This is a genomic window from Azoarcus sp. TTM-91, from assembly GCF_012911025.1.
GTDB lineage: Bacteria > Pseudomonadota > Gammaproteobacteria > Burkholderiales > Rhodocyclaceae > Azoarcus.
The window spans coordinates 1-18,171 of record NZ_WUEI01000087.1 but is presented as its reverse complement, the minus strand read 5'-3'; the positions used below and the strand labels follow the sequence as shown (position 1 = coordinate 18,171).

The window sequence follows — 18,171 nt, the reverse complement described above, 5'->3', positions numbered from 1 at the left end:
GGGGGAAGAACCGGGTGGGATCTCTAAATTCACAGTGGGTTATCGAGTTCGATAACCCACTATCCCGGTAGGACCTTAAGCGCATGAAGAATTGCTCATTAATCGACGTGCAAGTTTTGTTTGAGATAACTCCACCTGGCTCGTAGGCGAAGCAATTGAGGAATAGACAGCGGATTTCGCTCGTTTCTAAATTCTGACCCTGCGGAAAATTTCAATCGCAGGGACCTAGTCTGTTTAGGGCCAATGCAGAATTTGTTGTGCAAAACGGGCCTGATGGAATAGTCAGCGATGCTATTGGCTACTGTCAGGACGGCCGACTGTTAAATCACCCGTTGCAGTTGCGCGTCCAGAAGCAGATCCTCTCAGTTCGATGACAACGCCCATCACCTTTCCTGAGTCGTCCCGAGAGTACTTGATATTCCCGACACTTTCGATTCCGCGCAGGAAGAGCTCTTCCACTCTTCGTCGTTCGTCGGCATCTGCCTTGAGGTCATTGAGTGCTTTCAAATAGTAGATGTGTGAAATGCCCCAGCCGAGAAGTGCGCCAATAATGGTGAGAAGGACGTCCACGCGTAGAACCCTCGCTAATGCTGATTTACCGTTTTTTTTGATCATAAAGATCTAATTCGATATTTGTTTGAGATTCAAGGTGGTTGATTTCGACTTTTGAGTGTGTGGCCGTAGTGGCGGATGTTGTGGGGGGGGGAGACTGTCCCTTTGCTACGAGTAAACGCGTGAAAAGTGCCCTACCAATGAAAGGGGCGCGCCCTTGCGGACGCGCCCCTTTCATTTCCACCTGCCGGCGAACCGGCGCAACCCTGTGCTTACTTGAAGCTCGGATCGAACGGCAACCCGACGTAGTTTTCCGCAATGGTCGTCTTGCCGGCGGTGGAGCTCATCAGGTAATCCAGTTCGGCGATCTGGATTTTGCGTTCGATGGGGTCGCCGCCGAACTTGTGGGTGATGGAGGTGAACCACCAGGAGAAGCGCACGGCGGCCCAGACGCGGCGCAGGGCGACTTCGGAGTAGCGGTCGAGCAGGTCGCTGCGGCCTTCGTTGTAGTAGGCGATCAGCGCGGTGGAGAGGTAGTACATGTCGGACGCGGCCAGGTTCAGGCCCTTGGCGCCGGTGGGCGGGACGATGTGGCCGGCGTCGCCGACGAGAAAGAGGGTGCCGAAGCGCAGGGGTTCGGCGACGAAGCTGCGCAGCGGGGCGATGCTCTTTTCCAGGGAGGGGCCGGTGACCATGCGTTCGGCGATGTGGGCCGGCAGGCGGGCGCGGATTTCGTCCCAGAAGCGGTCGTCGGACCAGTCTTCGATCTTCTCGTCCAGGCCGACCTGCACGTAGTAGCGGCTGCGGGTGTGGGAGCGCTGGGAGCAGAGGGCGAAGCCGCGTTCGTGGTTGGCGTAGATCAGCTCTTCGTGCACCGGCGGGGTGTCGGCCAGCAGACCCAGCCAGCCGAAGGGATAGACGCGCTCGAATTCGCGGATCATGCCGCGCGGCACCGAGGCGCGGGAGGCGCCGTGGTAGCCGTCGCAGCCGGCGATGTAGTCGCATTCCACCGTGGAGCGCTTGCCGTCCTTGGTGTAGCTGAGCTTGGGCGAGCCTTCGAGGTAGCCGGAGAGTTCGACGTCGCCGGCGGAGAAGATCACGGTGACGTTTTCGTCTTCCAGCACCGCGTCGTAGAGGTCCTTGGTGAGTTCGGTCTGGCCGTACACGGTGACGCGCTTGCCGCCGGTGAGGGAGGCCATGTCCACCCGTTCCTCGCGGCCGTCAAAGGCGAGCACGATGCCGTCGTGCACCAGGCCTTCCTTGTCGAGGCGGTCGCTGACCTTGGCGCGGCGCATCAGGTCCACCATGCCTTGTTCCAGGATGCCGGCGCGGATGCGGGCTTCCACGTAGTCGCGGGTCTGGCGTTCCAGGATGACGCTCTTGATGCCGCTCAGGCTGAGCAGGCGGGCGAGGCAAAGCCCGGACGGGCCGCCGCCGATGATGCCGATCTGCGTGCGCATGGTCTCTCTCTCCGTTGGATGAATGCTGTCTTATAGACGACTCAACTATAGGAGCCGGAGCAGGCCGGCGCTTGAACGCGGCGGGGTGAATGCTTGTACTTTTCGTAAGTCGCGCCAGCAGCGTTGGATTGGCGCGATGCAGCATGGAAAAGGGCGAGCGTTCGCCCATCAATCCTGTGATTTGCGGGATTTCGGCGGATCGCGGCGGTGCCTGATCAGAGTCGGGGGGCGCGAAAGGCCATGCACGATCGGCAAGTGGAGCCCGGCGCCATGCTGGCGACATGGGCGCCGCCCGGCCGGGCTTACAAGGCGCCCAGCACCGCCTCGATGCGGCCGAACAGCCAGTTCAGCGCCGGGTTGGATTCATGCCGCGGGTGCCAGTGCAGCTTCACCTCGAAGCCGGGCAGCTGGGCGGGCACCGGCAGCGACACCACCGCGCATTGGGCGGCGAAGGTGTCGGCGACGCGGGAGGGCAGCAGGGCCACCAGATCGCTCTGCGCGATCAGCAGCGGCAGGGAGCTGTAGTAGGGCGTGCGCAGGGCGATGCGGCGGGTGATGCCCTGGTCGGCCAGCGCGTCCTCGGCCAGCTGGTGGCCGGAGTAGCTGGAGGAAACGACGATGTGGCGGGCGTCGCGGAAGGTCTCCAGCGGCATGCGGCCGCCCAGGCGCTCGGCGTGGTCGCGGCCCACCAGGCAGACGTAGTGCTCGCGGAACAGCGGCACGCTGCGGGTGTGGCCGCGCAGGGTGGGCAGGTTGCCCAGCGCGGCGTCTATCTTGGAGGCGGCCAGTTGCTCGACGATCTCCGGCACCGGCACCTGCCGCACTTCCAGTGCGATCTCCGGTGCGCGGCGGCGCAGCTCGGCTTCCAGCGGCGGCAGGAAGTACATGCTGCCGATGTCCGACATCGCCAGGTTGAAGGTGCGGCGGGCGGTGAGGGGATCGAAGCGGTGGGTTTCCTCCACCGCCTCGCCTATGGTCGCCAGCGCCTCGCGGAACTTGCGGTACAGCGCCTCGGCGCGCGGCGTGGGCTTGAGGCTGCGCTGGTCGCGCACGAACAGCGGATCGGAGAACACCTCGCGCAGGCGGGCGAGACGGTAGCTCACCGTCGGCTGCGTCAGCTCCAGGCGCTCGGCGGCCAGGGTGGCGCTGCCGGTCTCGTACAGGGTGGTGAATATGCGCACCAGGTTGAGATCGAACTGCTCCATCGCCAGCCTCGTTCATCGAATAGATGGCGTCGATTTGTAACATACATTCGATGCGTTGGTTCGATGCGAACTGGCCGTTAGTCTTAGCTCCACAACATCGGCGCCGCAGCCGCAAAGCCACGCCAGCCGTGGCGGTGCAGCGAGCAGGACGCTGGATAAAAGCAAAAGGAGAGAGACATGGAGCGTTCCTTTGCCGCCGAGGTCGCCAAGCTGACCCTGGGCGAGGGCGAGGTGTTCCACGGCGAGGGCATACTCGCGGTGACCAAGGCGCTGCTGCAATCGGGCGTCAGCTACATCGGCGGCTACCAGGGCGCGCCGGTTTCCCATCTGATAGACGTGCTCGGCGATGCCCGCGAGGTGCTGGACGACCTCGGCATCTACTTCGAGAACAGCGCCTCCGAGGCGGGCGCGGCGGCCATGCTGGGCGCCTCCATCAACTACCCGCTGCGCGGCGCGGTGACGTGGAAATCCACCGTCGGCACCAATGTCGCCTCGGATGCGCTTTCCAACCTCGCCTCCGCCGGCGTCAAGGGTGGCGCGGTGGTCATCCTCGGCGAGGACTACGGCGAAGGCTCCAGCATCATCCAGGAGCGCACCCACGCCTTCGCCATGAAGTCGCAGATGTGGCTGCTGGACCCGCGGCCCAACCTGCCCTCCATCGTCGCCGCGGTGGAGCGCAGCTTCGAGCTGTCGGAAGCCTCTTCCACGCCGGTGCTGCTGCAGCTGCGCATCCGCGCCTGTCACGTGCATGGCAGCTTCACCTGTAGCGACAACCGGCCGCCGCGCTACTCCCGCCGACAGGCGCTGGAGAAGGCGGAGTTCGACTACGGCCGCATCTGCCTGCCGCCTTCCATCCATGCCCAGGAGCGGCACAAGGTGGAGGAGCGCTGGCCGGCGGCGCAGCGCTTCATCCGCGAGGCCGGGCTGAACGAGCGTTTCGACGGCCAGGCCGAGGGCGCGGAGGGTGCGCAAGGGCTGGGCATCATCGTCCAGGGCGGCCTCTACAACGGCATGATCCGCGCGCTGCAGCAACTCGGCCTGGCGGACGCCTTCGGCCGCAGCCCGCTGCCCATCTATGTGCTCAACGTGGTCTATCCGCTGGTGCCGGACGAGGTGGCGGATTTCTGCCGCGACAAGCAGGCGGTGCTGCTGGTGGAAGAGGGCCAGCCGAAATACATCGAGGAAGCGCTGGCCGCCATCCTGCGCAAGGCCGGGCTGGCGACGGAAATCCACGGCGGCGAGGCTTTCGCCCGCGCCGGCGAATACAACGGCGAGGTGCTGCTGAAGGGCATGGCGGCCTTCTTCGCCCGCCATCCGGTGGCGGCCGCGCCGGCCGCGCAGGCGCCGCTGGCGCAGGCGGTGGCCGAACGGGTGGAAGATGCAAGCCGCCTCGGCAGGCTGCGCGGCCAGGCTGCCGCCGCGTTGGGGGCGCCGGTGCCGGCGCGGCCGCCGGGCTTCTGCGTCGGCTGTCCGGAGCGGCCGGTGTTCGCCGCGCTCAAGCTGCTGCAGGCGCGCACCGGGCCGCTGCACGTCAGCGCCGACATCGGCTGCCACACCTTCGGCACGCTGCCGCCGTTCAACATCGGCAGCACCGTGCTCGGCTACGGCCTCGGCCTCGCCAGTTCCTCCGGCGTGGCGCCGATGATGGACAAGCGGGTGGTCAGCATCATGGGCGACGGCGGCTTCTGGCATAACGGCTTCACCTCCGGCGTGGTGAACGCGGTGTACAACCGCCACGACTCGGTGCTGGTGATCCTGAAGAACGGCTACACCTCGGCCACCGGCACCCAGGCGATTCCCTCCTCGGTGCGGGAGGCGGACAGCGGCAAGGAAGCGGCGCTGGACATCGAGGCGGCGCTGCGCGGCGTCGGCGTGTCCTGGGTGCGCAAGGTGCCCAGCTACGAGGTCGGCAACATGCTGCGCACGCTGGAAGAGGCGATGAGCACGCTGGAAGGCGGCCTCAAGGTGGTGATCGCCGACGGCGAGTGCCAACTCGAACGCCAGCGCAAGCTGAAGCCGCTGAACGCCCGCCGGCTGCAGGCCGGCCAGCGCGTGCAACGCACCCGCTTCGCGGTGGATGACGGGGTATGCACCGGCGACCACGCCTGCGTGCGCCTGTCCGGCTGCCCCTCGCTCACCATCAAGCCCAACCCCAACCCGCTGCGCATCGACCCGGTGGCCACGGTGAACCAGGGCTGCGTCGGCTGCGGCCTGTGCGGCGCGGCGGCGCATGCCGGCACCCTCTGTCCCTCCTTCTACAAGGTGGATATCGTCGCCAACCCGCGCTGGTGGGAGCGCGCGCTCTACCGCCTGCGCCAGGCCGCCATCGGCGTGCTCGCCGGCCGCGCCCGCCCGCTTTCCCTGCCTGCCGGAGCTTTCCAATGATGCAGAAACCGGTCTCCATACTCGTCGCCGCGCTGGGCGGCGAGGGCGGCGGCGTGCTGTCCGACTGGATCATCGACGTCGCCACCGCGCTGGATTTCCCGGTGCAGAGCACCTCGGTGCCGGGCGTGGCCCAGCGCACCGGCGCCACCACCTATTACCTGGAGGTGTATCCGCAGCCGCGCGCCGCGCTCGGCGGCCGGCAGCCGGTGCTGGCGCTGACGCCGGGGCCGGGCGATGTTGACCTGGTGGCTGCCTCCGAGCTGGTCGAAGCCGGCCGGGTGCTGCAGAACGGCCTGGCCGATCCGGCGCGCACCACGCTGGTGTTCTCCACCCACCGGGAATACGCGGTGGCGGAGAAGATGCAGATGGGCGACGGCCGTTACGACGGCGAGCGGGTGTTCGACGCCGCCCGCGAGCTCGCCCGCGAAGTCATCGCCTTCGACATGCGCGACATCGCCTGGCGCCAGGGCACCATCATCAACACCGTGCTGTTCGGCGCCATGGTCGGCTCCGGCCGGCTGCCTTTCCCGCGCGATGCCTGCGAGGCGGCGATACGCCGCTCCGGCAAGGCGGTGGAGGCCAGCCTGCGCGGCTTCGCCGCCGGCTACGAGCGCGCCGCCGCCCGCAGCCAGGCCGCCGCCGAAGAGCGCGAGGCCGCCGCCGCGCAGTCGCTGCCGCTGCCTGCCGAGGTAGACGCGGCGCTGGCCGCGCTGCCGCCGCCGGTGCGCCCGCTGGCCGCCGAGGGCTGTGCCCAGCTCGCCGATTACCAGGATGCCGCCTACGCCCGCCGCTACCTGGAGCAAGTCACCCAGGTGTGCGCCCGCGAGCGCGAGGCCGGCGGCGCCGGCGCGGTGGGCGCCGAGGTGGCGCGCTTCCTCGCCCTGTGGATGGGCTACGAGGACGTGGTGCGGGTGGCGGAGCTGAAGACCCGCGGCGAACGGCTGGAGCGGCTGCGGCGCGAGGTCGGCGCCAAGCCGGGCGAGGTGCTGCGCGTGACCGAATACCTGAAGCCGGGCATGGAGGAACTCTGTTCCCTGCTGCCACCGCGGCTGGCGCAGTGGCTGGAGCGCCGGGCCGGACCGCAGCGGCGCGGCTTCGCCCTGCGCCTGCGCAGCGACACCGTTGCGGGTTTCGCCGCGCTGTGCCTGCTGCGCGGCTTCAAGCGCTGGCGCCCGCGCAGCGCCCGCTACGCCACCGAGCAGGCCGCCATGCGGCGCTGGCTGGCGGCGATCACCGCCCGGCTGGCGGACGAACCGGCGGCGGCGCTGGAGCTGGCGCGCTGCGGCAACCTCATCAAGGGCTATGGCGACACCGCCGCCCGTGGCCGCCGCAGCCTGGGCCTGATTCTGGACGCGGCGGAGCAGGGCGCCGACGCCGCCACGCTGCGCACCGCCCGCGAAGCCGCGCTGGCCGATCCCGCCGGGCAGGCGCTGTCGCGCAGCCTCAGCCTGCCGGAACCGGCGGCGCGGCCGGTGCCGGTGCGGTTGATGCGCCGCCGGCAGGAGGAGGACGCGCTGACTTCATGAGGGAGCGATTTCAGAAATTCCTGAAGACCGGGGCCGTCGGCAGTCGGCTCCCATTACCGCAGCACCGCAGTAACCGCAGCATATAAAACCACAATGGAGGAGACGAAAATGAACAAGGCAATCAAGCAGCAACACGGCTGTGGCGCCAACGCAGCGGCCGGGGGCCGGAGGCGTAGCGCCGTGAAGGCGACGCTGGCCGCCCTGCTGGGCACCGCCTTCGCCACCCTGGGCGCCAGCCCGGCCGCGGCGCAGGAGAAGAACGTGGAGCTGCGCCTGGCGCACTGGATGCCGGCGCAGCACGCGCTGGTGAAGACCGGTTTCGCGCCTTGGGCCAAATCGGTGGAGGAAGCCTCCGGCGGCAGCATCAAGGTGCTGATGTTCCCCGCCCAGCAACTGGGCAAGGCGGCGGACCACTACGACATGGCGCGCGACGGCATCGCTGACATGAGCTGGGTCAGCCCCGGCTACCAGGCCGGCCGCTTCCCGGTGTTCGCCGCCAGCGAGCTGCCCTTCATGGCGCGCGACCCCGGCCCCGGCTCGGCCGCGCTGGACGCCTGGTACCGCAAGTACGCCGAGCGCGAGATGGCCGACGTCAAGCTGTGCTTCGCCCACATGCACATCGGCACCCTGCACTCCAAGGCGCCCATCACCGATCCGGAGCAGATCCGCGGCCTGAAGGTGCGCCCGGCCAATGGCACGGTGGCGCAGATGGTGACGCTGCTGGGCGGCAGCAATGTGCAGGTGTCGGCGCCGGAGTCGCGCGACGCGCTGGACAAGGGCGTGGCGGATGCCATCACCTTCCCGTGGAACTCGCTCATCGTCTTCAACGTGCACAAGGCGGCCACCTTCCACTCCGACATGCGGCTGTACAACGCCTCCTTCGTCTGGGTGATGAACAAGGCCTGGTACGGCAAGCTCTCCGACAAGCAGCGCAAGGTCATCGACGACCACTGCAACAACAGCTGGGCGGCGCGCGTGGGCGAGGCCTGGGGCGGCGAGGAGGATTCCGGCCGCGAGAAGCTGGCGGCGATGAAGGGCCAGACCATCGTGCCCATCGACGAAGCCCACCTGGAGAAGTGGAAGAAGGCGGTGATGCCGGTCTATGACATGTGGGCGAAGGCGATGCCGGCGGGCGGGCCGGAGGCGGCCAAGGTGCTGGAGGAGTACCGCCAGGAACTGGCCAAGCGCAACGTGGCCTACTGAGCGGAGCGTGTACCCATGAAACGCCTGCTCTCACTGGCGGAGACGGTGGCGGCCGTCTTCCTGCTGCTCATCGCCTTGCTCACCGCCGCCAACGTGGCCTCGCGCGAGTTGTTCGGCTTCACCCTGCCGGACTGGTTCGACGGCTCGCGCATGCTGCTCGGCATCGCGCTGTTCTGGGGCATCGCGCTGGCTACCTGGCACGGCAGCCATATCTGCGTGGACCTTGTCTGGGAACAGCTGGGGCCGCGCGGCCGACGCTGGCTGGGCGCGCTGGTGGCGGTGCTGTGCGCCGCCTACTTCGCGCCCATGGCCTGGATGGTGTGGGTGAAGGTGGGCGGCCTGGGCGGCCAGGCTACCTCCGACCTGCGCCTGCCCTTGTCCTGGTTCCAGACAGCGGCGGCGGCGGGTGCCACCGCGGCGGCGGTGTTCGCCCTCTGGCGCGCGCTGGTGGCCTTGACTGGCCGCAAGCTGGAGGACAGCGCGGCTGGCGGCAGCGAGCTTACGGAGGCCAGTCATGGATCGTGATCTGGTGGCCCTGGGCGGCTTCGTGCTGATGTTCGTGCTGATGCTGCTGCGCGTGCCCATAGGCGTGGCGATGGGTGTCACCGGCGTGCTCGGCTTCGGCCTGCTCGCCGGCACCGGCCCGGCGCTCAACCTGTTCGCCAACGTGCCGCTGTCGGTGGTGACGGACTACGACCTGGCGGTGATCCCGATGTTCATCCTGATGGGCGCTTTCGCCGCCAATTCGGGCATGAGCAGGGAGCTGTTCGAGTCTGGCCGCATGTGGTTCGGCCACCGCCGCGGCGGCCTGGCCTATGCCTCAATCGCCGCCTGTGGCGGCTTCGCCGCGGTGAACGGCTCCTCGGTGGCGACGGCGGCCACCATGACCCAGGTGGCGCTGCCGGAAATGCGCAAGGCCGGCTACGCGCCGGGCTTCTCCGCCGGGCTGGTGGCGGCCGGCGGCACCCTGGGCATCATGATTCCGCCCTCGGTCATCTTCGTGCTGTACGGGATCATGACCGACACCGACATCACCCAGCTGTTCGCCGCCGGGGTGGTGCCCGGCCTGCTCGGCATCCTGTTCTACTTCGCGCTGGTGCAGTTCATGGCCTGGCGCAACCCGGACAGCGTGCCGGTGGGCGAGCGTCACGGCTGGGGTGCGCGCCTGCGCAGCTCGGTGGGCCTGTGGCCGGTGGCGCTGCTGTTCATGATGGTGCTGGGCGGCATCTACGGTGGCTGGTTCACCGTGCAGGAAGGCGCCGGCATGGGGGCCATGGGCACGCTGCTGATCGGCCTGGCGCGGCGGCGGCTGAACTGGAAGCTGATCCGCGCCTCGCTGATCGATGCGCTGCGCATCTCTTCGTCCATCATGATGATCGTGGTCGGCGCCTACCTGTTCGGCTACTTCCTCACCATCACCCAGTTCACCCAGAACGCGGTGGATTTCCTGGTGCACCTGCCGATAGGCGCCTACGGCGTGCTGGCGGTGGTGCTGGTGGGCTACTTCCTGCTCGGCGCGGTGATGGACGAGCTGGCGATGATCCTGCTCACCGTGCCCATCGTCTTCCCGGCGATGGTGGAGCTGGGCTTCGACCCGGTGTGGTTCGGGGTGATCACGGTGATGGCGGTGACCTTTGGCATGATCACGCCGCCGGTGGGCATCAACGTCTTCGTCATCAACTCCATCGCCCGCGACATCCCGCTCGGCAAGATCTACCGCGGCATCGCGCCCTTCGTCGCGGTAGACATCGTCCGCCTGGTGGTGCTGTGCATCTTCCCGGTGCTGTCGCTGTGGTTGCCGCATCACCTTGCCTGAACGGCCGGCGGGCGGCGCAAGCCGTCCGCCGGCTGAACCGGCTTACCGGACTCGCCTGAGGTGCCGATGAAACTCAATGTGGAGGACTACCGCCGCGCCGCGCGGCGGGTGCTGCCGCGCTTCGTCTTCGACTACATCGACGGCGCCGCCGAGCGCGGCGACTGCCTCAACCGCAACCGTGCCGATCTCGACCGCCTGGCGCTGATGCCGCGGGTGCTGCGCGACACCTCGGCGGTGGATTGCGGCATCGAGGTTTTCGGCCAGCGCTGGCGCCAGCCCTTCGGCATCGCGCCCATGGGCTTCAACGGCCTTGGTCGCGCCGGCGGCGACGGCATGCTGGCGCGCGCCGCGGCGGCGGCCGGTGTGCCCTTCGTGCTGTCCACCGCCTCCAACGAACGGCTGGAGCGGGTCGCCACGCCCGGCGGCATCCACTGGCTGCAGCTCTACGTGATGCGCGACCGCGCCATCGCCAGCCAGCTACTGCGCCGTGCCCGCGCCGCCGGCTACCAGGCGCTGGTGCTGACGGTGGACGTGCCGCTGAGCGGCTACCGCGAGCGCGACGTGCGCAACGGCTTCCGCCTGCCCTTCCGGCCGCCGCTGGCCACGCTGGCCGACATCGCCCTGCATCCGCGCTGGCTGCTGCGCTTCCTGCGCGCCGGCATGCCCGGCTTCGTCAACCTGGCGGAAGAGGAGGGCGCCGACACCTTGCAGCTGCAGGCCGCGCTGCTCAGCCGCGAACTGGACCGCGCGCTGGACTGGGATGGCCTCGCCTGGCTGCGCCGCCAGTGGGACGGCCCGCTGCTGCTCAAGGGCGTGCTGCACCCGGCCGACGCCCGCGAGGCGCTGCGCCGCGGCGTGGATGGCCTGATCGTCTCCAACCACGGCGGCCGCCAGCTGGACGTGGCGCTGTCGGCCATCGCCGCGCTGCCCGGCGTGGCGGACGCGGTGGAAGGCCGCATTCCGGTGTTCGTGGACAGCGGCTTCCGCAGCGGCGCCGACGTCGCCAAGGCGCTGGCGCTGGGCGCCCGCGCCGTCTTCCTCGGCCGGCCGCTGCTCTACGGCCTGGCGGTGGATGGCGAAGCCGGCGCCGGTGCGGTGCTGCAACTCATCGCCACCGAACTGGAGCGGGCCCTGGTGCTGTGCGGTGCCAGCCGGGCCGGGGCGCTGGAGCGGGGCATGGTGCATGGGCTGGCGCAAGGCTGGCCGGCGGCTGCCGGGCTTGGTGCCCTTGGTGTGCAAGCGGGTGAGCAGGCCGGCGAGTACGCCGCCGCCCACAGGAAAAAAGAGGAGGCGCTGCAGACATGAAGACTGACACGATGGAGCCGGCCGGCGCGGCTGGAGCAAGCTCGCAGACGGCCGGTTTCGGCCTGTCTCCCGGCGCCGCCCCTGGCGCGGCACGGGCCGCCAGCCCCGGACGATCGGCGGATCCGCTGGCGTCCGGCGCGGCGCCAGTGGCGACACCCCCGGCGACTCCCGGCTCGGCTCACGCCCACGCCCTGGCTGCCGCCGACGAACGCCGCATCACCGGCATACGCGCCCGCGCGGTCAACGTGCCGCTGGAATACCCGGTGCGCACCGGCGTCGGCGTGGTCGCCACCGCGCCGCTGGTGCTGATCGACCTGCAGGTGGGCGAGGTTACCGGCCACGCCTACGTCTTCACCTATACCCCGCTGGCGCTGGCCAGCACCCGCGCCATGGTGCAGGCCCTGGGCGAAGCCATCCGCGGCCAGCCGGCGGCGCCCTTCGACATCGACCGCCACCTCGCCAGCCGCCTGCGCCTGCTCGGCCGCGGCGGCATCGCCGGCATGGCCTGCGCCGGGCTGGACATGGCGCTGTGGGATGCGCTCGCCCGCCTGCAGCGCCTGCCGCTGGCCACGCTGCTGGGCGGCAGCCCGCGGCCGCTGCCGGCCTACGACAGCCACAGCATGGACGGCGAAGCGCTGGCCCTGGAGCGGGCGGCGCGGGCGGTGGATGCCGGCTTCCGCGCCATCAAGACCAAGATCGGCTACGCCACGCTGGCGGAAGACTGCCGCGTCGTCGGCGCCCTGCGCCGCCGCATCGGCGATGGCGTGCAGCTGATGGTGGATTACAACCAGTCCCTCAGCGTGCCCGAGGCGGCGCGGCGCTTGCGCGCCCTGCGCGAGTTCGACCCCGCCTGGGTGGAAGAGCCCACCCTGCAGGAAGACTACGCCGGCCACGCCCGCCTGCGCGCCGCCGCCGAACTGCCCATCCAGATGGGCGAGAACTGGTGCGGCGTGGAGGAAATGCAACGCGCGCTGGAAGCCGGCGCCTGCGACCTCGCCATGCCGGACGCGATGAAGATAGGCGGCGTCACAGGCTGGCTGAAAGCCGCCGCGCTGGCCGAGCGCCACGGCCTGCCGGTCTCCAGCCACATCTTCCAGGAGGTGAGCGCGCATCTGCTGGCAGTCACGCCGACGGCGCACTGGCTGGAGCGCATGGACCTGGCCGCCCCCATCCTCGCCCACCCGCTGGCCTTCCGCGACGGCATGGCGCAACCCGGGGAAGAGCCGGGGAGCGGTGTCGACTGGAACGAGGAGGCCGTGGCCCGATACCTGGCGTGAGTGCGACAACTGATGCGATGAGCGCTATACCGCGCTTCAGACCAAACCAGACCATCAAGCGTAGCGGTTTTTCTCCCCTTTCCCGCGAGGGGAGAGGGAGATACCGTCGCCGCTCGTAGCAGGAACAGTTCACCCGAACTACATGGCATGGCGCAGCCGATGGAAAAGCAGGGGAGCGGTATCGAATGGAAAGAGGTGGTGGGGCGATGCCTGGCGTGAATGCTGTACCGCGGTTCAGGTCACCGCAGACGTCGGGCGAAGCAGTTTTTCTCCCCTTTCCCCTCGCGGGGCGCAGGCGGGAAAAAGTGAAGCACTGCTTCGCCCGCCGGAGCGCCCTGTGGCCTGCAGGCCACAGGGCCGGGGCGCGGAGCGGGGGCCGCGCGCGCCGACTTCCAACGTAGCCGCCCCTGCCGGGGCGTCCCCCTCTCCCTGACCCTCTCCCGCGAGGGGAGAAGGGGAGAGACCGCCGCAGCTCGCAGCACAGGGAACTCACCTGAAACCGCCGCATGGGGAGTTCACCTGAACCGTGCCGAGGCTCAAGCATCGCTGATGCCAACCCAGTTTCCCGGCCGGACGCCGTATTGTCTCCTCCCTGGATAGGCGTCCGGCCTCTTGCCGTCCGCGGTGCTCTGCCGGCGCCGCGGGCGGTTTTTTCCTTATAAGGCCATCCCGCGGCGGCGCGCGAATAGCGTCTGCCTACGCCCGAAGCCCGAAGCCCGAAGCCCGAAGCCCGAAGCCCGAAGCCCGAAGCCCGAAGCAACCCGGCTGCATCTCCCGTTTCTTGCCCTGCTCCCTCGTCATTCCAACAACTCCGCCCCACCTTCATGCAGGGCGATTTGCTTATCACTTTTGCATTGTTGACTCTGGAGTGCGGTCCGTTCTTAAGCTCAATGCCATGAACGCTAGGCCAGACACTTCCCGCTTCACGATAGGCACCCTGTCCAAGGAGACGGGCCTGCCGGTCGACACCCTGCGCTACTACGAACGCGAAGGCCTGCTGCCGCAGCCGCCGCGCCGTTCTTCCGGCTACCGGGAGTACGACCGCGGCGCGGTGAAACGGGTGCGTTTCATCCTGCGCGCCAAGGAGCTCGGCTTCAGCTTGGACGAGATCGCCGATCTGCTGAACTTTTCCGCCGACCAGGAGCGTGGGGTGGAAGGGGTGAAGGAGCGGGCGAGCCGGCGGCTGGCCGAAACCGAGCGCCAGATCGCCCAGCTGGAGGCTATCCGCTCGCGGCTCGCGCAGTTGGTGGCGGCCTGCCCGGGCAGCGGCTCGCCGGCCTGCTGCCCCATTCTCTCGACCATACGCGACGATGCGCCGCAGCCTGTCGCCGCCACGCCCTCGTGCTGTTCCGGCGTGCGGCCCGCCGCCGCGCCTCCGTGAAGCCGGCGGGCTGAGATCAGGCCGCCGCGAAGCCGGAGCGCACTCCGGCCGCCGCCGCGGCAACCGAGTCCCGAGCACACCCCAACAGATCATCGCGTCGATGTCCCCGGCATCGAGGCCGGGGCTTGCTGCGCCCTTCGCCGGCTACCCGCAGCAGTTTGCACATGAATCCGGAACACGTTTTTTGAACCAGGGAGAAAAACAATGAACAGGAAGAAAAGCGCGGGCCGTCACCCGCGACCGCGGCTCAAGGCCGTGGTGGTGCTGCTGTCTGCCGCCTGCGCCGGTGGCGCCGGGGCGGAAACGCTCACCCAGGAGCTGGCGCCGGTGGTGGTCACCGGCACCGGCGAGGGCTACACCAGCGAGGCCAGCGTCGGTGGCAAGGAGGCGCTCACCCTGCGCGAGATTCCGCAGTCGGTCACCGTCATCACCCGCCAGCGCATCGAGGACCAGGGCCTGCTCACCGTGGCGGACGTGCTCAACCAGGTCACCGGCGTCACCGTGATCGCCAACGACACCACCCAGAGCCAGTACCGCTCCCGCGGCTACTCGCTGGGCGTGGCCAACGACGGCATTCCGGCCTACAACGCGCTGTCCGGCTACCAGCAGCTGGACCTGCCCATCTACGAGCGGGTGGAGGTGCTGCGCGGGCCCGCCGGCCTGTTCCAGGGCACCGGCGAGCCGGGCGGGGTGGTGAACCTGGTGCGCAAGCGGGCGAAGAAGGATTTCGCTGCCTCCGCCAGCGTTTCCACCGGCTCCTGGAACAACCATAACCTGCAGGCCGACGTTACCGCGCCGCTGAACGAGGACGGCTCGGTGCGGGCGCGCGGCGTGATCTCCTATACCGACCGCGACTACTTCTACGAGCGCACCCACACCCGCAAGTACCTGGGCTACGGCACGGTGGAGTGGGACATCACGCCGGCGACCACCCTGTCGCTGGTCGCCACCCTTCAGGACGACGATACCGAGGTGCCGTACTCCGGCCTGCCGGCCTGGAGCAGCGGCCGCCTGCTCAAGGTCTCGCGTTCCACCAATCCGTATCCAGACTGGAACCGCTACCAGTGGACCACCCGTGACGTGTTCGCCGAGCTGACCCACCGTTTCGACAACGGCTGGCAGGCCACCCTGAAGCTGAGCCAGCGCGACCAGGATTACTACTTCAAGGACGGCTACCCCACCACCGGCGTCAGCACCACCGACCAGACGGTGAACTATGGCCGCAGGGTGCGTGACTACACTTATCTGCGCGAGGCGGTGGACGTCTTCCTGTCCGGCCCCTTCCAGCTCTTCGGCCACGAGCATCGCGCGCTGATCGGTTACAACTACGACAGCCTGCTGAGCAGTTACGACGGCGTGACCGCCAGCTCGGTCACCGGCGTGCCCTTCGGCCGAGAGGATCTGGTGCCCGAGTTCGAGCTGCCCTACACCCTGGGCGCGGAAACGGAAACCCGCCAGAGCGGCTTCTACGGCCAGCTGCGGCTGAAGCTGGCCGAGCCGCTGACGGTGATCGCCGGCGCCCGCGTCAGCGACTTCCGCAGCCGTTCGCGTAACGTCGCTCCAGCCACGCCCACCGCGTGGACCACCAGCCCGAGCAAGACCAAGGACGAGATCACGCCCTATGCCGGCGCGGTGCTTGATCTCACCCGGGAAATCTCCCTCTACGCCAGCTACAGCGACATCTTCATCCCGCAGACGCAGAACAAGAGCGGCGGCGGCACGTTGGACCCGCGCACCGGCCGGCAGTACGAAATCGGCAGCAAGGGCGAATTCCTCGGTGGCCGGCTGATCGCCTCGCTGGCGGCGTTCAAGCTGCTGGACAAGAATCGCTCCTTCGAAGACCCGGGCAACCCCGGCTACTACCTCAACCAGGGTGAAGTCGAGAGCAAGGGCTGGGAAGTGGAAGTGGCCGGCAGCCCGGCCCAGGGCTGGGATGTGCAGGCCGGCTACACCCGGCTGGACACCCGCTACCTCAAGGACCGCAACAACGCCGGCCTGGCCTTCAGCACCTGGGAGCCCAAGCACACGCTGAAGCTGTGGGGCGTGCGCCGCTTCGACAGCGGCCCGCTGGCCGGCCTCAGCGTCGGCCTGGGCGCCAACGCGGTCAGCGGCAGCAAGGCCGGCACCGGCACCTCCGAGCTGCGTTCGCAGAGCGGCTACACCGTGGTCAACGCCATGCTGTCCTACCGCATCGACAAGACCTTCACCGTCGCCCTCAACGCCAACAACCTGTTCGACCGTACCTACTACACCCGGCTGGGCGGGCTGAACACGTACAACACCTACGGCGAACCGCGCAATCTCGCGCTCACGCTCCGTGCCCAGTATTGAGCGCTCGATGGGGCAACTGGAGGCCGGCCTGCCGCCGGCCCGGTCCGCGGTGTCCGGCCCGCGTCCCTGGCGGGCGCGGCTGCTCGCCGCCTGGCGTCTGCTGATGCCCTACTGGGTGTCGGAAGCGCGCTGGCCGGCGCGGGCGCTGCTGCTGGCGGTGATCGCCACCGACCTCATCCGCACCTACACCGCGGTGCGCCTCACCTACTGGCAGCGCGACTACTGGGACGCGCTGGGCGCCCACGACCAGGGCGCCTTCTGGCAGCTCATGGGCGTGTTCGTGGTGATCGCGAGTGTCGGCGTGGTGCTGGACACCGCCCGCATCTGGTTCTTCCAGTCGCTGGAGATGCGCTGGCGGGCGTGGATGACGGAGGTCTTCATCCAGCGCTGGACCGACAGCGAAACCTACTACCGCGTCGCCCGCCTGGGCTGCATAGACAACCCGGACCAGCGTATCGGCGAAGACCTGCAGCTGCTCGCCAGCAAGAGCCTCAATCTCTCGCTCGGCATGCTGGACAGCGTGGTCAAGCTGTTCTCCTACTCGGTGGTTGTGTGGAGCCTCTCCGGCAGCCTGGCCTTCGCCCTGGCCGGGGTGCAGATCGAGATTCCCGGCTACATGCTTTGGGTGGCAGTGATCTACGCGCTGCTTGGCTCCCTGCTGCTGGAGAAGATTGGCCATCCGCTGGTGCGGCTGGACTACCACCAGCAGCGCTGCGAAGCCCACTTCCGCTTCCTCATGATGCGGGTGCGCGAGAACGCCGAGCAGATCGCCTTCTACGCCGGCGGCCGCGCCGAGGGCGCGCGCCTGCGCGCCGCCTTCCTCACCGTGCGCGAAAACTGGTGGCGCATCATGGATTACACCAAGCGCATCACTTTCTTCCACGAGAGCTACATCGAGATCGGCGCCTTCCTGCCGCTGCTCATCATCGGCCCGCGCTACTTCGCCGGCCAGATCACCCTGGGCGCGGTGCAGCAGATGACGCTCACCTTCTCCCGGGTGCGCAGCGCACTGTCCTGGTTCATCTTCAGCTACAAGGACCTGGCCCTGCTGCGCTCGGTGTTCCGCCGCCTGCTGGAATTCCAGGCGGCGATGGCGCGGCCGGCGGAGGGCGACATCCAGGTGCGTCCCGGCAGCCAGCCGGACCAACTGCAGGTACGCCGCCTGCAGCTGCGTCGCCCCGGGGGCGAGCCGCTGCTGCACATCGGCGAACTGGGCATCCGCAGCGGGGAACGCTGGCTGATACGCGGCCGCTCGGGCGCCGGCAAGAGCACCCTGCTGCGTGCGCTGGCCGGCTTGTGGCTGCACGGCAGCGGCGAAATCGCCATGCCCGCGGGCCAGGTCATGTTCCTGCCGCAGCAGAGCTACCTGCCTATCGCCAGCCTGCGCGCCTGCCTGTGCTACCCAAGCGACGAGCAGTGGTTTGGCATCGGCGAATGCATGGAGGCGCTGAGCGCAGTCGGCCTGGAGAAACTCGCCGATGCGCTGGACGAGCACGACAACTGGGCCGAGCGCCTGTCGCCCGGCGAACAGCAGCGCCTCGCCTTTGCCCGCGTGCTGTTGCACCGGCCGGCCTGGGTGTTCCTGGACGAGGCCACCTCGTCGCTGGACCCGGCGAACGAGGCGCGGATGTATGGCTTGATGCTGGAACGGCTACCGTCGGCCACGCTGGTCAGTATTGCGCACCGGCCGGACGTGGCGCGGTTTCATGGGCGGGTGCTGGAGGTGGGGG

General features: G+C 68.6%; 13 protein-coding genes. 10 read left to right on the top strand and 3 right to left on the bottom strand.

Annotated elements, in window-relative coordinates:
• Positions 1 to 291: 291 nt before the first annotated feature.
• From GRF61_RS18440 to GRF61_RS18430, 3 genes are all read right to left on the bottom strand, one after another.
• Complete coding sequence (locus GRF61_RS18440) at positions 292 to 615, bottom strand: hypothetical protein (RefSeq protein ID WP_169152088.1); 324 nt, start codon at positions 613 to 615, stop codon at positions 292 to 294.
• A gap of 209 nt (positions 616 to 824) precedes the next feature.
• Positions 825 to 2,012: a 4-hydroxybenzoate 3-monooxygenase gene (pobA, locus tag GRF61_RS18435; protein WP_169152087.1), complete on the bottom strand. Its 1,188-nt coding sequence runs from the start codon at positions 2,010 to 2,012 to the stop codon at positions 825 to 827.
• Positions 2,013 to 2,314: 302 nt separating this feature from the next.
• On the bottom strand, positions 2,315 to 3,217 hold the full coding sequence (locus tag GRF61_RS18430) for a LysR family transcriptional regulator (RefSeq protein ID WP_169152086.1): 903 nt from the start codon (positions 3,215 to 3,217) through the stop codon (positions 2,315 to 2,317).
• A gap of 177 nt (positions 3,218 to 3,394) precedes the next feature.
• Between GRF61_RS18430 and GRF61_RS18425 the strand changes: the two genes are divergently transcribed.
• The 10 genes from GRF61_RS18425 to GRF61_RS18380 all read left to right on the top strand — a co-directional run.
• Positions 3,395 to 5,602: an indolepyruvate ferredoxin oxidoreductase subunit alpha gene (locus GRF61_RS18425; protein ID WP_169152085.1), complete on the top strand. Its 2,208-nt coding sequence runs from the start codon at positions 3,395 to 3,397 to the stop codon at positions 5,600 to 5,602.
• Complete coding sequence (locus GRF61_RS18420) at positions 5,599 to 7,128, top strand: indolepyruvate oxidoreductase subunit beta family protein (RefSeq protein WP_248281323.1); 1,530 nt, start codon at positions 5,599 to 5,601, stop codon at positions 7,126 to 7,128. The genes GRF61_RS18425 and GRF61_RS18420 overlap by 4 nt, the downstream gene beginning before the upstream one ends.
• A gap of 108 nt (positions 7,129 to 7,236) precedes the next feature.
• Positions 7,237 to 8,331: a TRAP transporter substrate-binding protein gene (locus tag GRF61_RS18415; protein ID WP_169152084.1), complete on the top strand. Its 1,095-nt coding sequence runs from the start codon at positions 7,237 to 7,239 to the stop codon at positions 8,329 to 8,331.
• Between the two features lie 15 nt (positions 8,332 to 8,346).
• Positions 8,347 to 8,856 carry a TRAP transporter small permease gene (locus tag GRF61_RS18410; RefSeq protein ID WP_169152083.1) on the top strand — a complete coding sequence of 170 codons (510 nt, stop codon included), beginning with the start codon at positions 8,347 to 8,349 and terminating at the stop codon, positions 8,854 to 8,856.
• Entirely contained in the window at positions 8,846 to 10,147 is a 1,302-nt protein-coding gene (locus tag GRF61_RS18405) for a TRAP transporter large permease (RefSeq protein ID WP_169152082.1), read from the top strand. The genes GRF61_RS18410 and GRF61_RS18405 overlap by 11 nt, the downstream gene beginning before the upstream one ends.
• Positions 10,148 to 10,213: 66 nt before the next feature.
• Entirely contained in the window at positions 10,214 to 11,452 is a 1,239-nt protein-coding gene (locus GRF61_RS18400) for an alpha-hydroxy acid oxidase (protein ID WP_169152081.1), read from the top strand.
• The gene (locus GRF61_RS18395; RefSeq protein WP_248281322.1) at positions 11,449 to 12,729 is read left to right on the top strand and encodes an enolase C-terminal domain-like protein; all 1,281 of its coding nucleotides are present in this window, start codon (positions 11,449 to 11,451) and stop codon (positions 12,727 to 12,729) included. The genes GRF61_RS18400 and GRF61_RS18395 overlap by 4 nt, the downstream gene beginning before the upstream one ends.
• A gap of 895 nt (positions 12,730 to 13,624) precedes the next feature.
• Positions 13,625 to 14,110: a heavy metal-responsive transcriptional regulator gene (locus GRF61_RS25100; RefSeq protein ID WP_169152080.1), complete on the top strand. Its 486-nt coding sequence runs from the start codon at positions 13,625 to 13,627 to the stop codon at positions 14,108 to 14,110.
• A gap of 204 nt (positions 14,111 to 14,314) precedes the next feature.
• A complete protein-coding gene (locus GRF61_RS18385; RefSeq protein ID WP_169152079.1) occupies positions 14,315 to 16,441 on the top strand; it encodes a TonB-dependent siderophore receptor in 2,127 nt (708 codons plus the stop codon).
• A gap of 7 nt (positions 16,442 to 16,448) precedes the next feature.
• Positions 16,449 to 18,171: ABC transporter ATP-binding protein/permease (locus GRF61_RS18380; RefSeq protein WP_169152078.1), on the top strand; the 1,723-nt coding region annotated here is incomplete at its 3' end.

Bases quoted from the DNA above. Each gene is read 5' to 3' on its own strand.
- GRF61_RS18440 (WP_169152088.1), bottom strand. From the start codon at position 615: ATGATCAAAAAAAACGGTAAATCAGCATTAGCGAGGGTTCTACGCGTG.
- pobA (WP_169152087.1), bottom strand. From the start codon at position 2,012: ATGCGCACGCAGATCGGCATCATCGGCGGCGGCCCGTCCGGGCTTTGC.
- GRF61_RS18430 (WP_169152086.1), bottom strand. From the start codon at position 3,217: ATGGAGCAGTTCGATCTCAACCTGGTGCGCATATTCACCACCCTGTAC.
- GRF61_RS18425 (WP_169152085.1), top strand. From the start codon at position 3,395: ATGGAGCGTTCCTTTGCCGCCGAGGTCGCCAAGCTGACCCTGGGCGAG.
- GRF61_RS18420 (WP_248281323.1), top strand. From the start codon at position 5,599: ATGATGCAGAAACCGGTCTCCATACTCGTCGCCGCGCTGGGCGGCGAG.
- GRF61_RS18415 (WP_169152084.1), top strand. From the start codon at position 7,237: ATGAACAAGGCAATCAAGCAGCAACACGGCTGTGGCGCCAACGCAGCG.
- GRF61_RS18410 (WP_169152083.1), top strand. From the start codon at position 8,347: ATGAAACGCCTGCTCTCACTGGCGGAGACGGTGGCGGCCGTCTTCCTG.
- GRF61_RS18405 (WP_169152082.1), top strand. From the start codon at position 8,846: ATGGATCGTGATCTGGTGGCCCTGGGCGGCTTCGTGCTGATGTTCGTG.
- GRF61_RS18400 (WP_169152081.1), top strand. From the start codon at position 10,214: ATGAAACTCAATGTGGAGGACTACCGCCGCGCCGCGCGGCGGGTGCTG.
- GRF61_RS18395 (WP_248281322.1), top strand. From the start codon at position 11,449: ATGAAGACTGACACGATGGAGCCGGCCGGCGCGGCTGGAGCAAGCTCG.
- GRF61_RS25100 (WP_169152080.1), top strand. From the start codon at position 13,625: ATGAACGCTAGGCCAGACACTTCCCGCTTCACGATAGGCACCCTGTCC.
- GRF61_RS18385 (WP_169152079.1), top strand. From the start codon at position 14,315: ATGAACAGGAAGAAAAGCGCGGGCCGTCACCCGCGACCGCGGCTCAAG.